This window comes from Xenophilus sp. Marseille-Q4582 (assembly GCF_916700565.1).
Lineage (GTDB): Bacteria > Pseudomonadota > Gammaproteobacteria > Burkholderiales > Burkholderiaceae_C > Xenophilus.
Window position 1 is genome coordinate 108,570 of record NZ_CAKAKO010000004.1, and the last position, 14,212, is coordinate 122,781.

Genomic DNA, 14,212 nt, shown 5'->3' on the forward strand with positions numbered 1-14,212 from the left:
GCAGGTAGGCCGAGCGCCCGTGGCGGTGCTGGTGCGCAGCCCGCCCGCCTGTCCGGCCCGCTCGCGGCCGGCGCGCCTGCCGCCTGCCGCCTGCCGCCTGCCGCGGGCACGCGGATTGCCGCAGGCCATGACCCGCAGGCGCATCCGGCGGGCCTTCATGGAGAGGCGCATGAGCAAGAAGCATGATTTCCTTCGCGACGAGCAGTCGCGCCAGAAGCACCCCGACAAGCCGCAGGTCGGCAGCCCGGCCGCCGTGCAGGAGGGCCAGGCGGGCGAGCGCGCGGCGGCGCACGCGCAGCAAGGCGGCGCCGGCAAGGTGGCCAACGACCACAACCAGGCCGGCCACCAGGCGCCGACCCCCACCCACCAGGCCCGGCGCACGCCGCAAAGCCGGAACGACCGGCAGTCCCTGGGACCCGGGCCCCAGAACCAAGTGTCCGCCCGAAAGGGCGGCGGGGGCGCAGGCCGGGTCCCGCGCGGAAGCGGCTGAGGCGGCGGCGTGCCGCAACGTGCGCAGGGCGCAGGCTGCCGGCGCCGGTTCGGGCGCTGACTGGCCTGCGCCGCGTCTCAGGGCGCCTCGGCCGGGCGCCCGGGGCCGCGTCGCCGGCCGGCGTGGCGCCGGCACCGCCACCATTCCTCCAGGTAGCACAGCGCCACCGCCGCGCCCAGCGCATGGGCGGCCGCCAGCGGGAACGGCGACAGGCCGGGGTCCTTGAGCGTCCATTGGGCGCCACCGAAGCACCCGCTCCCTGCGGCGGGTCGCAGCGCGTCGGCATGCGCGCTGACCAGCAGCGCCAGCCCCACGAGCGGCAGCAGTTCCTGACCGCTGTGGACCATCTGTTCCAGCGGGCCCACGCGGCGGCCCTGCGCCGCCCAGCGCAGGTCGGCATACACCGTCAGCTCATGCGCCACGAACAGGAGCACGCAGACCGCGAGCACGGCGGGCGTGAATTCGAACCACAGCACCAGCAGCACCGCCGCGCCCATTTCGGCCAGCATCAGCAGATGGATGCGGGGCTCGCGCGTGCCGGCCGTGAGCTCGATGCGTTCGCGCCGGTGCAGGGCCCAGTCGGCGAGGCCGCACAGCACCCACAAGGGAAAGACGCCGAATTTCAGGAGCCACTGTTCAGGCATCGCAGGACGGCCTTGGCGGGCGGGGCGGGGCTGGCGCGCTCAGCGCGAGAAACCGGTCGCTGCCATGAACCCGCGCAGCAGCAGCGCCAGCGTGCCCAGCGCCGCGACGCTGGCCACCCACAGCAGCACCAGCCAGCCCAGGCGCGGGCCCCATTTGCGCCAGCCGCGTTCAGTGGTACCCGTCGCCATGGCGCACCTTGCCGCGGAACACCCAGTAGCTCCATGCCGTGTACATCAGGATGATGGGAATGATCAACAGCGCGCCCACCAGCGCGAAGCCCAGGCTCTGCGGTGGGCCGGCCGCCTGCCAGATCGAGATGGAGGGCGGGATGACGTTCGGCCACAGGCTGATGCCCAGCCCGCTGTAGCCCAGGAAGAGCAGGGCCAGCGTCAGCAGGAAAGGCGAGGCGTGCGCGCCGCGGCGCAGCTCGGCCAGCAGCCGCCACACCGCCACGCCCACCAGCAGCGGCACGGGCGCCAGGTAGAGCAGGTTGGGCAGGCTGAACCAGCGCTGCGCGATGGCCGGGTGAGACAGCGGCGTCCACGCACTCAGGGCCGCGATCACGCCCAGCATGGCCCAGGCCAGCGGCACGCTCAGCGCGCGCATGCGCGCCTGCAGCGGGCCCTCGGTCTTCATCACCAGCCAGGTGCCGCCCAGCAGGGCATAGGCGGTCACCAGCGCGCAGCCCGTGAACAGCGAGAAGGCCGAGATCCAGTCGAAGGGCCGGCCGGCGTAGTGGCCGTCGGCCACGGGAAGGCCCGACAGGAAGGCGCCCAGCGTCACGCCCTGGAAGAAAGTGGCGGTGTAGGAGCCGCCGATGAAGGCCAGGTCCCACCAGCGCCGCTTGCCTTCGCGGGCCTTGAAGCGGAACTCGAAGGCCACGCCGCGGAACACCAGGCCGATAAGCATCAGGATCAGCGGCAGGTAGAAGGCGCTCAGGATCACGCCGTAGGCCACCGGAAAGGCCGCCAGCAGGCCCGCGCCGCCCAGCACCAGCCAGGTCTCGTTGCCGTCCCACACGGGCGCGACGGTGTTCATCATCACGTCGCGGTCCGCCTTGGCCGGCACGAAGGGAAAGAGGATGCCGATGCCCAGGTCGAAGCCGTCCATGACCACGTACATCATGATCCCGAAGAGGATGATGACGGCCCAGATCAGCGGCAGGTCAATGCCCATGGCGGTGCTCCGGTGCGGCGCGGTCGCCCTGGGCGTCCACGCGTTCGTGCGCGGCCGACAGCGGCCGCATGGGGGTGCGCGGCTCGCCGGGGCCGCCCTGCACGGGCAGATCGCCTTCGCCGGTCGCGGGGCCCTTGGCGATCAGCCGCAGGCCGTAGGCCGTGCCGGCGCCGAACACCACGAGGTAGACGACGACGAACATCGCCAGCGTGAAGCCCACGTGCCCGGCCGTGTGCTGCGGCGACACGGCATCGGCCGTGCGCATGAGGCCCTGCACGATCCAGGGCTGCCGGCCGATCTCGGTCGTGTACCAGCCGGCCAGGATGGCGACCAGCCCGGCCGGCGACAGCGCCAGCGCGAAGCGCAGGAACGCGCGCTGCGTGAACAGCCGCCCGCCGCGCCGCAGCCACAGGCCCCAGAAGGCCAGCGCGATCATCAGCAGGCCCAGGCCGACCATCACGCGGAAGGTCCAGAACACGACCGTGGCGTTGGGGCGGTCTTCGGGCGCGAAGTCCTTCAGCGCCGGGATCTGGCCGTCCCAGCTGTGGGTGAGCAGCAGGCTGCCCGCGCGCGGGATCTCCAGCGCATGGCGCGTGGTCTCGGCCTGCATGTCGGGCCAGCCGAACAGGATCAGCGGCACGCCTTCGCCCTCGGGCGTGCGTTCCCAGTGCCCTTCGATCGCGGCCAGCTTGGCCGGCTGGTGCGCCAGCGTGTTCAGGCCGTGCTGGTCGCCGATGAAGGCCTGCAGCGGCGCGGCCGCCAGCAGCATCCACAGCGCCATCGACAGCATGGTGCGGTTGCGCGGGTTGTCGTTGCCGCGCAGCAGGTGCCAGGCCGCCGCGCCCGCCACCATCAGCGCGGTGGCGATGTACGAGGCCACCACGGTGTGCGTCAGGCGGTAGGGGAAGGAGGGATTGAAGATCACGCGCAGCCAGTCCACCGGCACCACGCGGCCATCGACGATCTCGTGGCCCTGGGGCGTGTGCATCCAGCTGTTGGAGGCCAGGATCCAGGTGGCCGAGATCAGCGTGCCGACGGCCACCGCCAGCGTGGCGACAAAGTGCAGCGCCGGCCCCACGCGCTCGCGGCCGAAGAGCATCACGCCCAGGAAGCCCGCCTCGAGGAAGAAGGCCGTCAGCACCTCATATGCCAACAGCGGGCCGGTGACGCCGCCGGCGAAGCGCGAGAAGTTGCTCCAGTTGGTGCCGAACTGGTAGGCCATGACCAGGCCCGACACCACGCCCATGCCGAAGGCCACCGCGAACACCTTGATCCAGAACTGGTAGAGGTCCAGGTAGACCGAGCGCCGGGTGCGCAGCCACAGCCCTTCCAGCACCGCCAGGTAGCTCGCCAGGCCGATGGTCAGGGCCGGGAAGATGATGTGGAACGAGATCGTGAATCCGAACTGGATCCGCGCGAGAAGAAGGGCGTCCATCGGAGGAGGGGCTCAACGGCAGGGCATCAGCACAGCCTGCATTCGACTGCAGAAGCCCGGACCTGCAAAGAGGACAGGTTGACCCATCCCGTGGCGCTGGCGCCGCGCCGCCGGCATGCCGCGCCGCGCTGGAGGCGCGGCGGGCCTGCCCCCTGAAGACCAAAGCATTCGCCCGCGTGGACGAATGCGCGGTGCGCTTGCGGCGCGCGCCGGCCGGCGCCTGCCGATCCGGCGGCGCCGTCCTACGCGCGAACGGCCTGCGCGCCGCAGGCCGGGCCGGGCGCGGCGCCGCGCGCCGGCCCATTCACACCGTCGGTACCGTGCCGCCATCGATCCGGTGATCCGAGCCGACGAGGTGGGGCGAGCGGCGGACGATGCAAAAGGCCGACGCTTGCGCAGGCTTCATGTCTTTTGACATTTTTCCGCGTAGGACGGTGCCTTGTTCGGATGTCGGCCGCCTGAGGCGCCCACCACAATGCCGCAGGCCGGACGCCGCGTCCGGCTCCTTCGCACAGGCCCTCCGTGAGTTCTACGCCCGAAAAGCGCCCCAACCAGCCCGCCCGCCGTCCTGTCCATGCCGAGGGCTCGTCCCATGAGCTGCGCGACCACAAGGACGACATCTTCTTCGCCGCGATCGAGACGACGCGCATGCCCATGCTGATCACGGACCCGCGGCAGGAAGACAATCCCATCGTGTTCGCGAACCGCGCCTTCGTCTCGATGACGGGCTACGCGGCAGAAGAGATCCTGGGCACCAACTGCCGCTTCCTGCAGGGCCCCGCGACCGACCGCGCCGCCGTGGCCGTGATCCGCGAGGCCGTGGCGGCGCGCACCGAAGTGCAGATCGAGCTGCTCAACTACCGCAAGGACGGCAGCACCTTCTGGAATGCGCTGTTCATCTCGCCGGTCTACAACCCGGCCGGCGAGCTGGTGTATTTCTTTGCCTCCCAGCTGGACGTGAGCCGCCGGCGCGACGCGGAGGACGGCCTGGCGCAGGCGCAGAAGATGGAGGCGCTGGGCCAGCTGACGGGCGGCATCTCGCACGACTTCAACAACCTGCTGCAGGTCATGTCGGGCCACCTGGACCTGCTGGAAGCGCGCGGGCGCATGGGCAAGCTGGAGGGCAGCCATGTCGAGCGGGGCGTGCAGAACATCCGCGCGGCCGTCAGCAAGGCGTCCACCCTCACCGGCCAGTTGCTCGCCTTCTCGCGCAAGCAGCGCCTGCGCGGGCGCGTGGTCAACCTCAATGCCGTGACGCGCGACATGGCCGACCTGGTGAGCCGCACGCTGGGCGAGCAGATCCGCACCGTGTTCAGGCTGGAGGAGAATGTGGGCAACTGCCAGCTGGACCCAACGCAGCTGGAAGTGGCCCTGCTCAACGTGCTGGTGAATGCGCGCGACGCCATGCCCGACGGCGGCACGCTGACCATCCAGACGGGCAGCGTGGACGTGGGCGAGGAGGACGCCACCGCCTTCGCCGGCCTGCCGCGCGGGCGCTACTGCAGCCTTTCGGTGTCGGACACCGGCCACGGCATCGACCAGGCGCTGATGGCCCGCGTCATGGAGCCCTTTTTCACCACCAAGGAAGAAGGCAAGGGCACGGGGCTGGGCCTGTCGATGGTGTACGGCTTCGTCAAGCAGTCGGGCGGCACCGTGTCCATGTACTCGGAAGTGGGCATCGGCACCACGGTGCGCATGTATTTCCCCTGCGTGGACCTGATGCCCGATGCGGCGGCGCAGCCCGCGCGCGGCCACGACCGCGGCGGCACCGAGGCCATCCTGCTCGTGGAGGACCGCGAGGAAGTGGGCGAGCTGTCCAAGGAGATGCTGCAGGGCCTGGGCTATACCGTGCACATGGCGCTCGATGCGCACAGGGCGCTGCGGCTCATGCGCTCGCTGCCGCCCGACGAGCAGCCTGCGCTGCTCTTTTCCGACATCGTGATGCCCGGCGGCATGAACGGCTACCTGCTGGCCCGCGAGATGCAGAAGATCAAGCCGTCCCTGCGCGTGCTGCTGACCACGGGCTTCGACCGGGACCTCGGCGGCCTCGACAGCGGGGCCCCGGCCGAGTTCGAGATCCTCAAGAAGCCCTACCGCCTGGCCGACCTGGCCCGCAAGGTCCGCGAAGTGCTCGACGGACCCACCGGGGCGAGCTGAGGCCCGTCCCACGCACACGCGGCGCGGGGGCCGATCGGCAGCGCCCGGCAGCTTCGCGCCTTCCCGCCGGAGGCAAGGTTCAAGCCGGCGCCCACCCGCGCGGGATGCGCCAGGGCCGCCGCGCCAGGGCAGCCGGCCGCCCGCATGGCGGCCAGGCGGCAGGCCGCGCCTGCGACACGGTGAGCGATGCAGGCTCGAGCGCCGACACCAGCGCGCGCCGGTGGGCATCACCCACGAAGCGCTCGCCCGGCGCCAGCACGATGTCGCGCGGGTCGTGGTCCAGCGTCACCCACACGCTGCCGTGGCGGCATTCGATGCCGATGCCCGCCACGTCGGGCAGCGTGAGCAGGCCCTGTCGTGGCAGTTCGAGGTGGAAATCCGCGAGGGCGGGGCGATTGGCCATGGTGCAGGCTCCTTCGCATTCAGTGATGGAATGACTATAGTGAGACGCTCCCCGGATTGGATGGGTGATTCGGAACTCGTTGCATGCACCGACAGAATGCGAAAGCGCCGCCGCCGCCGCCGGCCGGGGACCTGCCCCCGCTGGACTTGCTGGGCACCTTCGAGGCCGCGGCGCGCACTCTGAGCTTCACGCGTGCGGCCGACGAGCTGGCCCTCACGCAGTCGGCCGTGAGCCGCCAGATCCAGCAGCTCGAAGGCCGCCTGGGCGTGTTGCTCTTCGAGCGCCGCCATCGCGCACTGGCGCTGACCGAGGCCGGCAGCGTGATGCAGCGCGCCGTGACCGACAGCCTGGAGCGGCTGCGCGACGCCACCGCGCGCGTGCGGGCCGCGCCCGGTGTGCGGCAGGTGGCGCTGACCTGCACGCCCGGCTTCGCCTCGCTGTGGCTCATCCCGCGCCTGACCCGCTTCACGGCCGCGCACCCGCAGGTGGACGTGCGCGTGTCCGCCACGCTCGAGGTGCTGGACATGGACCGCGCGCGGCTGGACCTGGCGGTGCGCTTCCTGCCCATCGCGCGCGGCACCGGGCCGGCGCTGTTCGAGGAAACGGTCATGCCGCTGTGCGCGCCCGCGATCGCGCAGGCGCTGCGCACGCCGGCCGACCTGGCCGACCAGACCCTGCTCACCATCGACAACCTCAAGCATGGCGAGGCCACCACCATCGACTGGGAGCCCTGGCTGGCGCTGATGGGCCTGCGCGAGGTGCACATGAAGAGCACGCTGCGCTTTTCCCACTACACCGATGCCGTGGCCGCCGCGCTGGCCGGGCAGGGCGTGGTGATCGGCCGGCTGCCGCTGCTGCGCGACCTGGTGCGCGAGGGGCGGCTGGTCGCACCCTTCGGCGACGGCGCGGCGTCGCAGCGCGGCCAGTTCGTCGAACTGTCGCGCCGCGGCGAGCGCAACCCCGACGCGCAGGACTTCGTGCGCTGGCTGCGCGCGGAGGCCGCGCGGGGTTGAGGCGGGGCTCGGCCCAGGGATGAAATGCTGCCTCGCCTTCGGCGCAGCCGGGTTGGGGCGGGGCGACCAGGGGCAGGCGGATGGAGTGCTTCCACCGTCGCTCGCCCTGCACGATGGACACGCGCGGGCTGTGACAGGCCGGCACCGGCAAGTTCTGCAGGTAAATCTGACCACCCGGCGCTAGGCGCGGCGCACGCGGGGTCGCACTCGGGGTCGCATTCGGGGTCGCATTCGGGGTCGCGTTCGAGGCCCTCGCGGCAGGCCGGCCTGTTGCCGGCTCAGCGGCGCGGCGGCCGCCGCGCTTGTCTCTCTGTCCGGAACCGCCGAGGACTGTGCCATGCCCGTGCACCTGACGACCACGCCTGTGCTGACCCCCCAGGGACGGATCCGCACCCTGCAGATCTACCGCCGCACCTACCCCCGCCTGCGACCGCGGCACTGTGCGGTGGACGAGGAACTCGTGCTCGATGGAGCGCGTGTGGAACCGCTGGGCGGCAATGGCTTTCGCGTGGTGGCGACGGGCGAAGTGCTGCGCCGCCTGGCGCCCGGCCCCGCGGCCCGCTGACGGCCCCCTCCGGGGCCGCGTGGGGCGCAGGCCTCGCACCCGGGCGCGGGCGGGCGCGATTGGGCGCTTCAGGCCGCTTCGACCTGGATGCGGCGCGGCTGCGCGTGGGCGGCCTTGGGAATGCGCAGCTTGAGCACGCCCTGGTTCAGCACGGCGGAGATGTTCGCCGTGTCCAGCTCCTTGCTCAGCGTGAACACGCGGTGGTAGCGCGCCTGGCTCACTTCCGAATGGTGCGAGTTCAGGCCCGCCGGCAGGTCCAGTTCGGCCACGCCTTCGAGCGTCAGGGTGTCCGATTCGATCTGCAGGTTCAGGCGATCGCGGTTCACGCCCGGCATGTCGGCGTACAGCGTGATGCCGCCCGCGTCCTCGACCACGTCCACGGGGGGCGTGAGGGCCGCTTCATGGCGGGGCTGGGCCGGCGTACGCGTGTCGCGCGGCGCTTCGGCCTGGGGGGCGGTGTTCGTGACCTCGTTGTTCATGGCAATCTCCTTGGCAACGATGCGATGACTCACTGGACGGTGATGCGGCGCGGCTGCGCAGAGGCGCGGCGCTGCACGGTGATGTGCAGGATGCCGTCTCGCAGCCTGGCGCTGACCTGCTCGGGGTCGGCGTCGTCGGGCAGCGACAGGGTGCGGCTGAAGCGTCCGCGGAAGCGTTCGTGGATGTGCACGGCCGACTTGGACTGCTCGTCGGGCAGCTCGGTCTGGCGCTCGCCCGCGATGGTGAGCAGGCCGCGCTCCAGGCCCACTTCGAGGGTGGATGCGTCCACGCCGGGCGCGAAGGCATAGATCTCGAGGGTCTGGGGCGTGCCGCCCACGTTCAGCGCGGGAAAGCCGTCGCGCGCGAAGCCGCGGATGGAGGGCGACAGGTCCAGCGCCCGCTGCATGTGGCGCTGCAGGCGGTCCAGCTCGGCGAACAGGTCACGGGGGGAGTAGCTTGCGTACATCATGGTCGTGAACTCCTCTGGAACAAATTCGGTCAGCGGGCCGGGCTTGCGGCGGGTCGCGGCGCGCGGTCGAAGCCCGGGCCGGCACCGCGTGCTAGGGTGGGCATCGCGTCTTCGGGCGCGCTGGATGCGACGGGGATGTGCAGCCCGCCGGATGCGGCGGCGCGGCCTTTCTGGGTGAGTGCGAGCACCTGCGCGGCTTCGGCCGGCCCGGTCATGGACAGCGGATCGGTGGGCGCGGGCACCAGGGCGATGACCAGTCCCTGGGCGCGAAGGGCGCGGACCTGTTCGATGTCCTCGCGGCGATGGAAGGACAGCGGCAGGCGCGAGCTGGCGATGTGTCTGAGCAGTTCGTTGGTCATGGAAATGCCTCCTTTCAGGTTGACCCAACTCTGACGGTGAGCCAGCTAGGGGCACCGTTTCGGGTTTTCAAGGGGGCCTTTTTCGCTGCTTCTTCGGGGTGGGAGCCAGGGTGCGGCGGCACGGCGGTACGGCGGCACGAGGACGGGCAAGGGCAAGGGCAAGGGCAAGCCTGCGCGTGGCAGGCTGGGCAGCAGTGCCGCGCGCCCGGTGGGCCCTGCAGGGGCGCGAGGGGTGGCGCCCCGCGCAGGGCGGCCCCGGGCGGGCGGCGCGGGCTCCTACAGGGACGGTCGGCGCTGCGCGCCGACTTCGCTGCGATGCGCGCGCGGCCGGCGGCATCGCGAACTCACTTCGCGCCGCTGCGCGGCGCTGCGTTCAGACAGGCGCGATGAGTCAGAAGGTGTGAATGAATCCCGCGTGGCCGAGCAGACCGTCCAGGGGTGCGCCATCGAGGCGCAAAGCGCAGCCATAGCTCGGGCTATGGCGAGCATTTGCAACGATGAGGGCGTGCACCTGGGCGGGATGAGCGGGCATGTGGGGTTCGTTCACACCTTCTCAGATCACGAAGCCCGCGCGACTTCGCGCGGGCCCGCCGGCCGCGCTGTGCTTCTCGCCGCCCCTGAAGTCGCCCGCGCCGCCCGCCCGGGGCCGCCATGCGCCTGCAGGTCGGTGGCTCGCAAGGGCACGACGCTGGCGCACTCACTCATGCAAAGAGGCCGTGGCCAGCACCCCCCGGCCGGGCCACGGGGCGCAGGGTTTGCCCGAGGCGACCCTGCCCGGCTCCTTGGGCACGTGCTGGCCGGCCGACGAGGCCTTTTGACCGCCCGCACCCGCAGCGAACCGCGCGGGGCCTCAAAGCCCCAGCACGTGCTTGGCAATGATGTTGCGCTGGATCTCGTTGCTGCCGCCATAGATGGACATGGCGCGGCGCCAGAAGTAGTTGGCCGGCGCCCCGCGCACGCTGGCTTCCAGGCCGTCCAGGTCGCCTTCGCCATGCGCGAGCTGCGGGTCCAGCCGCTGGCCGGCCGCGCCGGCGGCCTCGGCCAGCAGTTCGGTCAGCTGCTGGCCGATCTCGGTGCCGCGGATCTTGAGCGAGGACGCGAGGCCCGCCCCCGGCGAGCTGCCGCTGCCCATGCTCGACAGCGCGCGCAGCGTGTTCATCTCCAGCGCCTTCAGCTGCGCCTCGACCTTGGCGATGCGTGCGCGCAGCAGCGGCTGCTCGATCAGGGGACGGCCGCCCGCGTGCAGTTCGCGCGTCATGCGGCGCAGGCGGCGCAGCGCAAAGGTGGAGAAGCCGATGTTGGAGTTCTCCACGCGCTCGTGTTCCAGCAGGAACTTGGCATAGCGCCAGCCGCGGCCTTCTTCGCCGACGAGGTTGGCCTTGGGCACCTTCACGTCGGTGAAGAACACCGCATTGAAGGAATGCGTGCCTTCCAGCATCGGAATCGGCTGGATCTCGATGCCCGGCGTCTTCATGTCGATCAGCAGGAAGGAAATGCCTTCCTGCTTGCGGCCCTCGCGGCCCGTGCGCACCAGGCAGAACATCCAGTCCGCATGGTGGGCGTAGGAGGTCCAGATCTTCTGGCCGTTGACCACGTAGTGGTCGCCCTGGTCGTCGGCGCGCGTAGCCAGCGACGCGAGGTCCGAGCCCGACTGCGGCTCCGAATAGCCCTGGCACCACCACACGGTCGAATCGCGGATGCCGGGCAGGTGCTGCGCCTTCTGCGCTTCGGTGCCGAAGTTGTAGATCACCGGCCCGACCATGCGCGGCCCGAAGGGCTGGATCGTGGGGCAGTTCATCTCGCCGCTGATCACCTCGAACAGGTAGCGCTGGGTGGCGCTCCAGCCCGGTCCGCCCTGCGACACGGGCCAGGTGTAGGCATGCCAGCCGCGCCGGCCCAGGATCTGCTGCCAGCGCATGAAATCCTCGCGCTCCAGATGCAGGTCGTGCTCGACGCGCCGCGCGATGTCCTGCGGCAGGTTCTGGGCGATGAAGGTGCGCACCTCGTCGGCGAAGGCGCGTTCCTCGGCGGTGAAAGCGAGTTCCATGGGTCTTGTCTCCAGAGGGGCCGGCCCGTGTGGGCGGCGGTGTTCAGTCTTGGGCCAGTTCGAAGCGCACGCCGCACACCGTGACGGCATCGCCGTCGACGGGCAGGCCGCGCGCCTGCGCCGCAGCGCGGATGGCGGCCGCGTCGCGCGTGCGCAGCACCACGCCGGCCAGCCCTTCGCCACGGCCGTCCAGGGCCTGCTGCACGCGCAGGCGGGCGTTGTCCACCGGCACTTCCCAGTGGCCGCCGGCCGCCTGCGCGGGGCGCTGCAGGATGCGGCCCCAGCGTTCGGCCAGCGCCTGCGGCTCGGCCGACTGCAGCACCGCGCCCGCGAAGCCGGCCACGCGCGTGGTGTTCACGTGCTGCTGCCAGTGCGGGCCGGCGGGCCAGTAGGGACCGTCGAGGTCGCGGCCGTTCAGGGTGGTGTTGATCTCCAGCAGCGCGCCGCCCGTGTCGCGCGGATGCAGCTGCATGCCCTCGTAGTCGCCCAGGGCCAGCGGCGCGGCGATGCGCACACCGATCTCGGCCACGTGGGCGCGCCAGCGCGGCAGGGCTTCGCTGTCCAGGATCACCATGTAGCCGCCGTCCCCGCCGCGGCGCTCCAGGTAGCGGCCCGCGGTGGTGCCGTCGCGCACGGGCGCCACCACCTCCAGGAACTGCCGGCCGAAGGGCATCAGCGCGTTGTGCAGGCCGAACTGGCCCACCTCCGGATCGCGGTGGCACACCTGCACGCCGAACACGGCGCACAGGTCCTCCACGACGGGGGCCAGGTCGCGCGCCACCAGGCAGATCTGGCGCAGGCGCAGGAAGGGCGCGTTCGCGGCGCCCGTGGTGGGGCGCTCGGCGGCCCCGTCTTCGGGATTGGGTGTCATCGGCGGTCTCCTGAAAATATGATATAACAAATTAACAAAACCAGGTGCAGGCCGCAGCGGGCGCCGGCGCCGCAGACCAGGAGACCCGGTCCGATGACATCCCTCGAAGGCGTGCGCGTGCTCGATCTGTCGCGCTTCATTGCCGGCCCCTACTGCGCCATGATGCTCGGCGACATGGGCGCCGAAGTGGTGAAGATCGAACCGCCTGGGGAGGGCGAGTACGCGCGCCGCGCGCTGCCCGCGGTGGATGGCCAGAGCCTCTACACCTTCATCGTCAACCGCAACAAGAAGAGCCTCGCCCTCGACCTGCGCCACCCCGAGGGGCTGGCCACGCTCAAGGCGCTGATCCGCGAGGCGGATGTGCTGGTGGAGAACTTCCGCGCCGGCACCATGGAGCAGATGGGCCTGGGCTGGGAGGCGGTGCACACGCTGAACCCGCGGCTCGTCATGGCGCGCATCAGCGGCTTCGGCCAGGACGGGCCGCTGGCCCAGAAGCAGTGCTTCGACGGCGTGGCGCAGGCCATGAGCGGCCTGATGGACATGACCGGCCAGCCCGACGGGCCGCCGACCATGATCGGCTCCTTCATGTGCGACTACACCACCGGCATGTACGCCGCGCTGGGCATCCTGGCCGCGCTCCACGCACGCCACACGAGCGGGGTCGGCCAGCTGGTGGACGTGTCGCTGCTGGAGAGCGCGCTGTCCATGCTCATGACCGCGATCCCGCAGCAGCAGCTCTTCGGCCAGACCATGACGCGCGTGGGCAGCCGCGACCGCTACGTGGCGCCGTCCAACACCTTCGAGGCCGGCGACGGCCGCCACGTGCTGATGGTGGGCGGCGACGACAACATGTTCCCGCGCGTGCTGCGCGCCATGAAGCGACCGCAGCTCATCGAAGACCCGCGCTTCGCCACCATGGCCAGCCGGCTGGCGCACCGCGAGGCCGTCGAAGGCATCGTGGCGGACTGGATGCGCGGGCACACCGCGGACCAGATCGTGGCCTGCCTGGAAGCCGAGGGCGTGCCCTGCGCCAAGGTCGCGCGCATCGACGAGGTGGTCGACAACCCGCAGCTGCGGCACCGCGGCGCCATCTGCGAGGTCGAGTTCGGCGGCATCAAGGTGCCGATGCAGGGCGTGACCATCCACCTCTCGGGCACGCCGCTGGAGATCCGCCGCCCGCTGCCGCGCGTGGGCGAGCACAACGCCGAGGTGCTGCAGCAGTGGCTGGGCTTCGGCCCCGAACGCATGGCCGCGCTGCAGGGCGCGGGCGCCCTGTGATTCCATCGAGGAGACTTTCCATGACCGCAGAACTCATCGAGCACCAGGCCGACGGCGTGCTCACGCTCACGCTGAACCGGCCCGACCGGCTCAACGCGCTCAACCCGTCGATGACCGACGCGCTGCTGGCCGCGCTGCGGCGTGCGGCCCACGACAACGCCGTGCGCGCCGTGCTGCTCACGGGCGCCGGGCGCGGCTTCTGCGCGGGCGGCGACGTCAAGGCCATGGCCGAGGAGGAGGGCGCCGCGCAGACGCTGGAGGCGCGCACCCAGCAGTTGCGCGAGCACATGGAATGCGCGCGCCTGCTGCACGAGATGCCCAAGCCCACGCTGGCCGTGGCGCGCGGCGCCTGCGCGGGGGCGGGCCTGTCGCTCGCGCTCGCCTGCGACTTGCTGCTGGCCAGCGACACGCTCAAGCTCACCTCGGCCTTCGCCAAGGTCGGCCTGTCGGGCGACTTCGGCAGCACCTACTTCCTCACGCAGCTGCTGGGGCCGCGCGCGCGGGCCTTCGCGCTGCTGTCGCCCGTGCTCAAGGCCGACGAGGCCTTGCAGATGGGGCTGGTGACGCGCGTGGTGCCCGATGCGCAGCTCGACGAGGCGGGCGCGGCGCTCGCGCGCCAGCTCGCGGCCGGCCCGACGATCACGCTCGGCCACATCAAGGCCAACCTGAACGTGGCGGAGCAGGGCGCCACCCTGTCGCAGGCGCTGGACCACGAGGCCATCCGCCACATCCGCTGCAGCATGACCGAAGACCACCTCGAAGCGGCGCGCGCCTTCGTCGAGAAGCGCGCCCCCGTGTTCGCCAACCGCTGACCCCCCAAACCC

The 14,212-nt window shown here is 71.4% G+C and carries 16 protein-coding genes; 6 read left to right on the top strand and 10 right to left on the bottom strand.

Annotated features, from left to right (window positions below):
* Positions 1-169 precede the first annotated feature (169 nt).
* Positions 170-490 carry a hypothetical protein gene (locus tag LG388_RS15875; RefSeq protein WP_225784441.1) on the top strand — a complete coding sequence of 107 codons (321 nt, stop codon included), beginning with the start codon at positions 170-172 and terminating at the stop codon, positions 488-490.
* 77 nt (positions 491-567) lie between these two features.
* Here LG388_RS15875 and LG388_RS15880 read toward each other — a convergent pair whose 3' ends face one another.
* The 4 genes from LG388_RS15880 to LG388_RS15895 are packed head-to-tail and all read right to left on the bottom strand — an operon-like array spanning position 568 to position 3,746.
* The gene (locus tag LG388_RS15880) at positions 568-1,134 is read right to left on the bottom strand and encodes a diguanylate cyclase (RefSeq protein WP_225783716.1); all 567 of its coding nucleotides are present in this window, start codon (positions 1,132-1,134) and stop codon (positions 568-570) included.
* Positions 1,135-1,173: 39 nt separating this feature from the next.
* Positions 1,174-1,323, bottom strand: coding sequence for a DUF2474 family protein (locus LG388_RS15885; RefSeq protein ID WP_225783717.1), 150 nt, complete (start codon positions 1,321-1,323; stop codon positions 1,174-1,176).
* Positions 1,304-2,311, bottom strand: coding sequence for a cytochrome d ubiquinol oxidase subunit II (gene cydB / locus LG388_RS15890; protein ID WP_225783718.1), 1,008 nt, complete (start codon positions 2,309-2,311; stop codon positions 1,304-1,306). The genes LG388_RS15885 and cydB overlap by 20 nt, the downstream gene beginning before the upstream one ends.
* Positions 2,301-3,746 (bottom strand): cytochrome ubiquinol oxidase subunit I, encoded by a 1,446-nt coding sequence (locus LG388_RS15895; protein WP_225783719.1) that lies wholly within the window; start codon positions 3,744-3,746, stop codon positions 2,301-2,303. The genes cydB and LG388_RS15895 overlap by 11 nt, the downstream gene beginning before the upstream one ends.
* Before the next feature lie 522 nt (positions 3,747-4,268).
* On the opposite strand from LG388_RS15895, the gene LG388_RS15900 reads away from it, so the two are divergent.
* On the top strand, positions 4,269-5,903 hold the full coding sequence (locus tag LG388_RS15900) for a histidine kinase famiy protein (protein ID WP_225783720.1): 1,635 nt from the start codon (positions 4,269-4,271) through the stop codon (positions 5,901-5,903).
* A gap of 79 nt (positions 5,904-5,982) precedes the next feature.
* On the opposite strand, the gene LG388_RS15905 is transcribed toward LG388_RS15900, so the two are convergent.
* Positions 5,983-6,306: a DUF2917 domain-containing protein gene (locus tag LG388_RS15905; protein ID WP_225783721.1), complete on the bottom strand. Its 324-nt coding sequence runs from the start codon at positions 6,304-6,306 to the stop codon at positions 5,983-5,985.
* 83 nt (positions 6,307-6,389) lie between these two features.
* On the opposite strand from LG388_RS15905, the gene LG388_RS15910 reads away from it, so the two are divergent.
* Complete coding sequence (locus tag LG388_RS15910; RefSeq protein ID WP_225783722.1) at positions 6,390-7,319, top strand: LysR substrate-binding domain-containing protein; 930 nt, start codon at positions 6,390-6,392, stop codon at positions 7,317-7,319.
* A gap of 337 nt (positions 7,320-7,656) precedes the next feature.
* Positions 7,657-7,884, top strand: a complete 228-nt coding sequence (locus LG388_RS15915; RefSeq protein WP_225783723.1) for a hypothetical protein — start codon at positions 7,657-7,659, stop codon at positions 7,882-7,884.
* Between the two features lie 68 nt (positions 7,885-7,952).
* On the opposite strand, the gene LG388_RS15920 is transcribed toward LG388_RS15915, so the two are convergent.
* The 5 genes from LG388_RS15920 to LG388_RS15940 all read right to left on the bottom strand — a co-directional run bounded on the left by LG388_RS15920 (position 7,953) and on the right by LG388_RS15940 (position 12,110).
* Positions 7,953-8,363: an Hsp20/alpha crystallin family protein gene (locus LG388_RS15920; RefSeq protein WP_225783724.1), complete on the bottom strand. Its 411-nt coding sequence runs from the start codon at positions 8,361-8,363 to the stop codon at positions 7,953-7,955.
* Between the two features lie 29 nt (positions 8,364-8,392).
* Positions 8,393-8,830 carry an Hsp20/alpha crystallin family protein gene (locus LG388_RS15925; RefSeq protein WP_225784398.1) on the bottom strand — a complete coding sequence of 146 codons (438 nt, stop codon included), beginning with the start codon at positions 8,828-8,830 and terminating at the stop codon, positions 8,393-8,395.
* A gap of 32 nt (positions 8,831-8,862) precedes the next feature.
* Positions 8,863-9,192 carry a hypothetical protein gene (locus LG388_RS15930; protein WP_225783725.1) on the bottom strand — a complete coding sequence of 110 codons (330 nt, stop codon included), beginning with the start codon at positions 9,190-9,192 and terminating at the stop codon, positions 8,863-8,865.
* 850 nt (positions 9,193-10,042) lie between these two features.
* The gene (locus LG388_RS15935) at positions 10,043-11,239 is read right to left on the bottom strand and encodes an acyl-CoA dehydrogenase family protein (RefSeq protein ID WP_225783726.1); all 1,197 of its coding nucleotides are present in this window, start codon (positions 11,237-11,239) and stop codon (positions 10,043-10,045) included.
* Positions 11,240-11,282: 43 nt separating this feature from the next.
* Positions 11,283-12,110 carry a VOC family protein gene (locus tag LG388_RS15940; protein ID WP_225783727.1) on the bottom strand — a complete coding sequence of 276 codons (828 nt, stop codon included), beginning with the start codon at positions 12,108-12,110 and terminating at the stop codon, positions 11,283-11,285.
* Between the two features lie 93 nt (positions 12,111-12,203).
* Between LG388_RS15940 and LG388_RS15945 the strand changes: the two genes are divergently transcribed.
* A complete protein-coding gene (locus tag LG388_RS15945) occupies positions 12,204-13,388 on the top strand; it encodes a CaiB/BaiF CoA-transferase family protein (RefSeq protein ID WP_225783728.1) in 1,185 nt (394 codons plus the stop codon).
* Positions 13,389-13,408: 20 nt separating this feature from the next.
* On the top strand, positions 13,409-14,200 hold the full coding sequence (locus LG388_RS15950) for an enoyl-CoA hydratase-related protein (protein ID WP_225783729.1): 792 nt from the start codon (positions 13,409-13,411) through the stop codon (positions 14,198-14,200).
* The last annotated feature ends 12 nt before the right edge of the window (positions 14,201-14,212 follow it).

What these genes read in the sequence shown, in the direction of transcription:
- LG388_RS15875 (WP_225784441.1), top strand. Translation starts at nt 170, where the DNA reads ATGAGCAAGAAGCATGATTTCCTTCGCGACGAGCAGTCGCGCCAGAAG.
- LG388_RS15880 (WP_225783716.1), bottom strand. Translation starts at nt 1,134, where the DNA reads ATGCCTGAACAGTGGCTCCTGAAATTCGGCGTCTTTCCCTTGTGGGTG.
- LG388_RS15885 (WP_225783717.1), bottom strand. Translation starts at nt 1,323, where the DNA reads ATGGCGACGGGTACCACTGAACGCGGCTGGCGCAAATGGGGCCCGCGC.
- cydB (WP_225783718.1), bottom strand. Translation starts at nt 2,311, where the DNA reads ATGGGCATTGACCTGCCGCTGATCTGGGCCGTCATCATCCTCTTCGGG.
- LG388_RS15895 (WP_225783719.1), bottom strand. Translation starts at nt 3,746, where the DNA reads ATGGACGCCCTTCTTCTCGCGCGGATCCAGTTCGGATTCACGATCTCG.
- LG388_RS15905 (WP_225783721.1), bottom strand. Translation starts at nt 6,306, where the DNA reads ATGGCCAATCGCCCCGCCCTCGCGGATTTCCACCTCGAACTGCCACGA.
- LG388_RS15910 (WP_225783722.1), top strand. Translation starts at nt 6,390, where the DNA reads ATGCACCGACAGAATGCGAAAGCGCCGCCGCCGCCGCCGGCCGGGGAC.
- LG388_RS15915 (WP_225783723.1), top strand. Translation starts at nt 7,657, where the DNA reads ATGCCCGTGCACCTGACGACCACGCCTGTGCTGACCCCCCAGGGACGG.
- LG388_RS15920 (WP_225783724.1), bottom strand. Translation starts at nt 8,363, where the DNA reads ATGAACAACGAGGTCACGAACACCGCCCCCCAGGCCGAAGCGCCGCGC.
- LG388_RS15925 (WP_225784398.1), bottom strand. Translation starts at nt 8,830, where the DNA reads ATGTACGCAAGCTACTCCCCCCGTGACCTGTTCGCCGAGCTGGACCGC.
- LG388_RS15930 (WP_225783725.1), bottom strand. Translation starts at nt 9,192, where the DNA reads ATGACCAACGAACTGCTCAGACACATCGCCAGCTCGCGCCTGCCGCTG.
- LG388_RS15935 (WP_225783726.1), bottom strand. Translation starts at nt 11,239, where the DNA reads ATGGAACTCGCTTTCACCGCCGAGGAACGCGCCTTCGCCGACGAGGTG.
- LG388_RS15940 (WP_225783727.1), bottom strand. Translation starts at nt 12,110, where the DNA reads ATGACACCCAATCCCGAAGACGGGGCCGCCGAGCGCCCCACCACGGGC.
- LG388_RS15945 (WP_225783728.1), top strand. Translation starts at nt 12,204, where the DNA reads ATGACATCCCTCGAAGGCGTGCGCGTGCTCGATCTGTCGCGCTTCATT.
- LG388_RS15950 (WP_225783729.1), top strand. Translation starts at nt 13,409, where the DNA reads ATGACCGCAGAACTCATCGAGCACCAGGCCGACGGCGTGCTCACGCTC.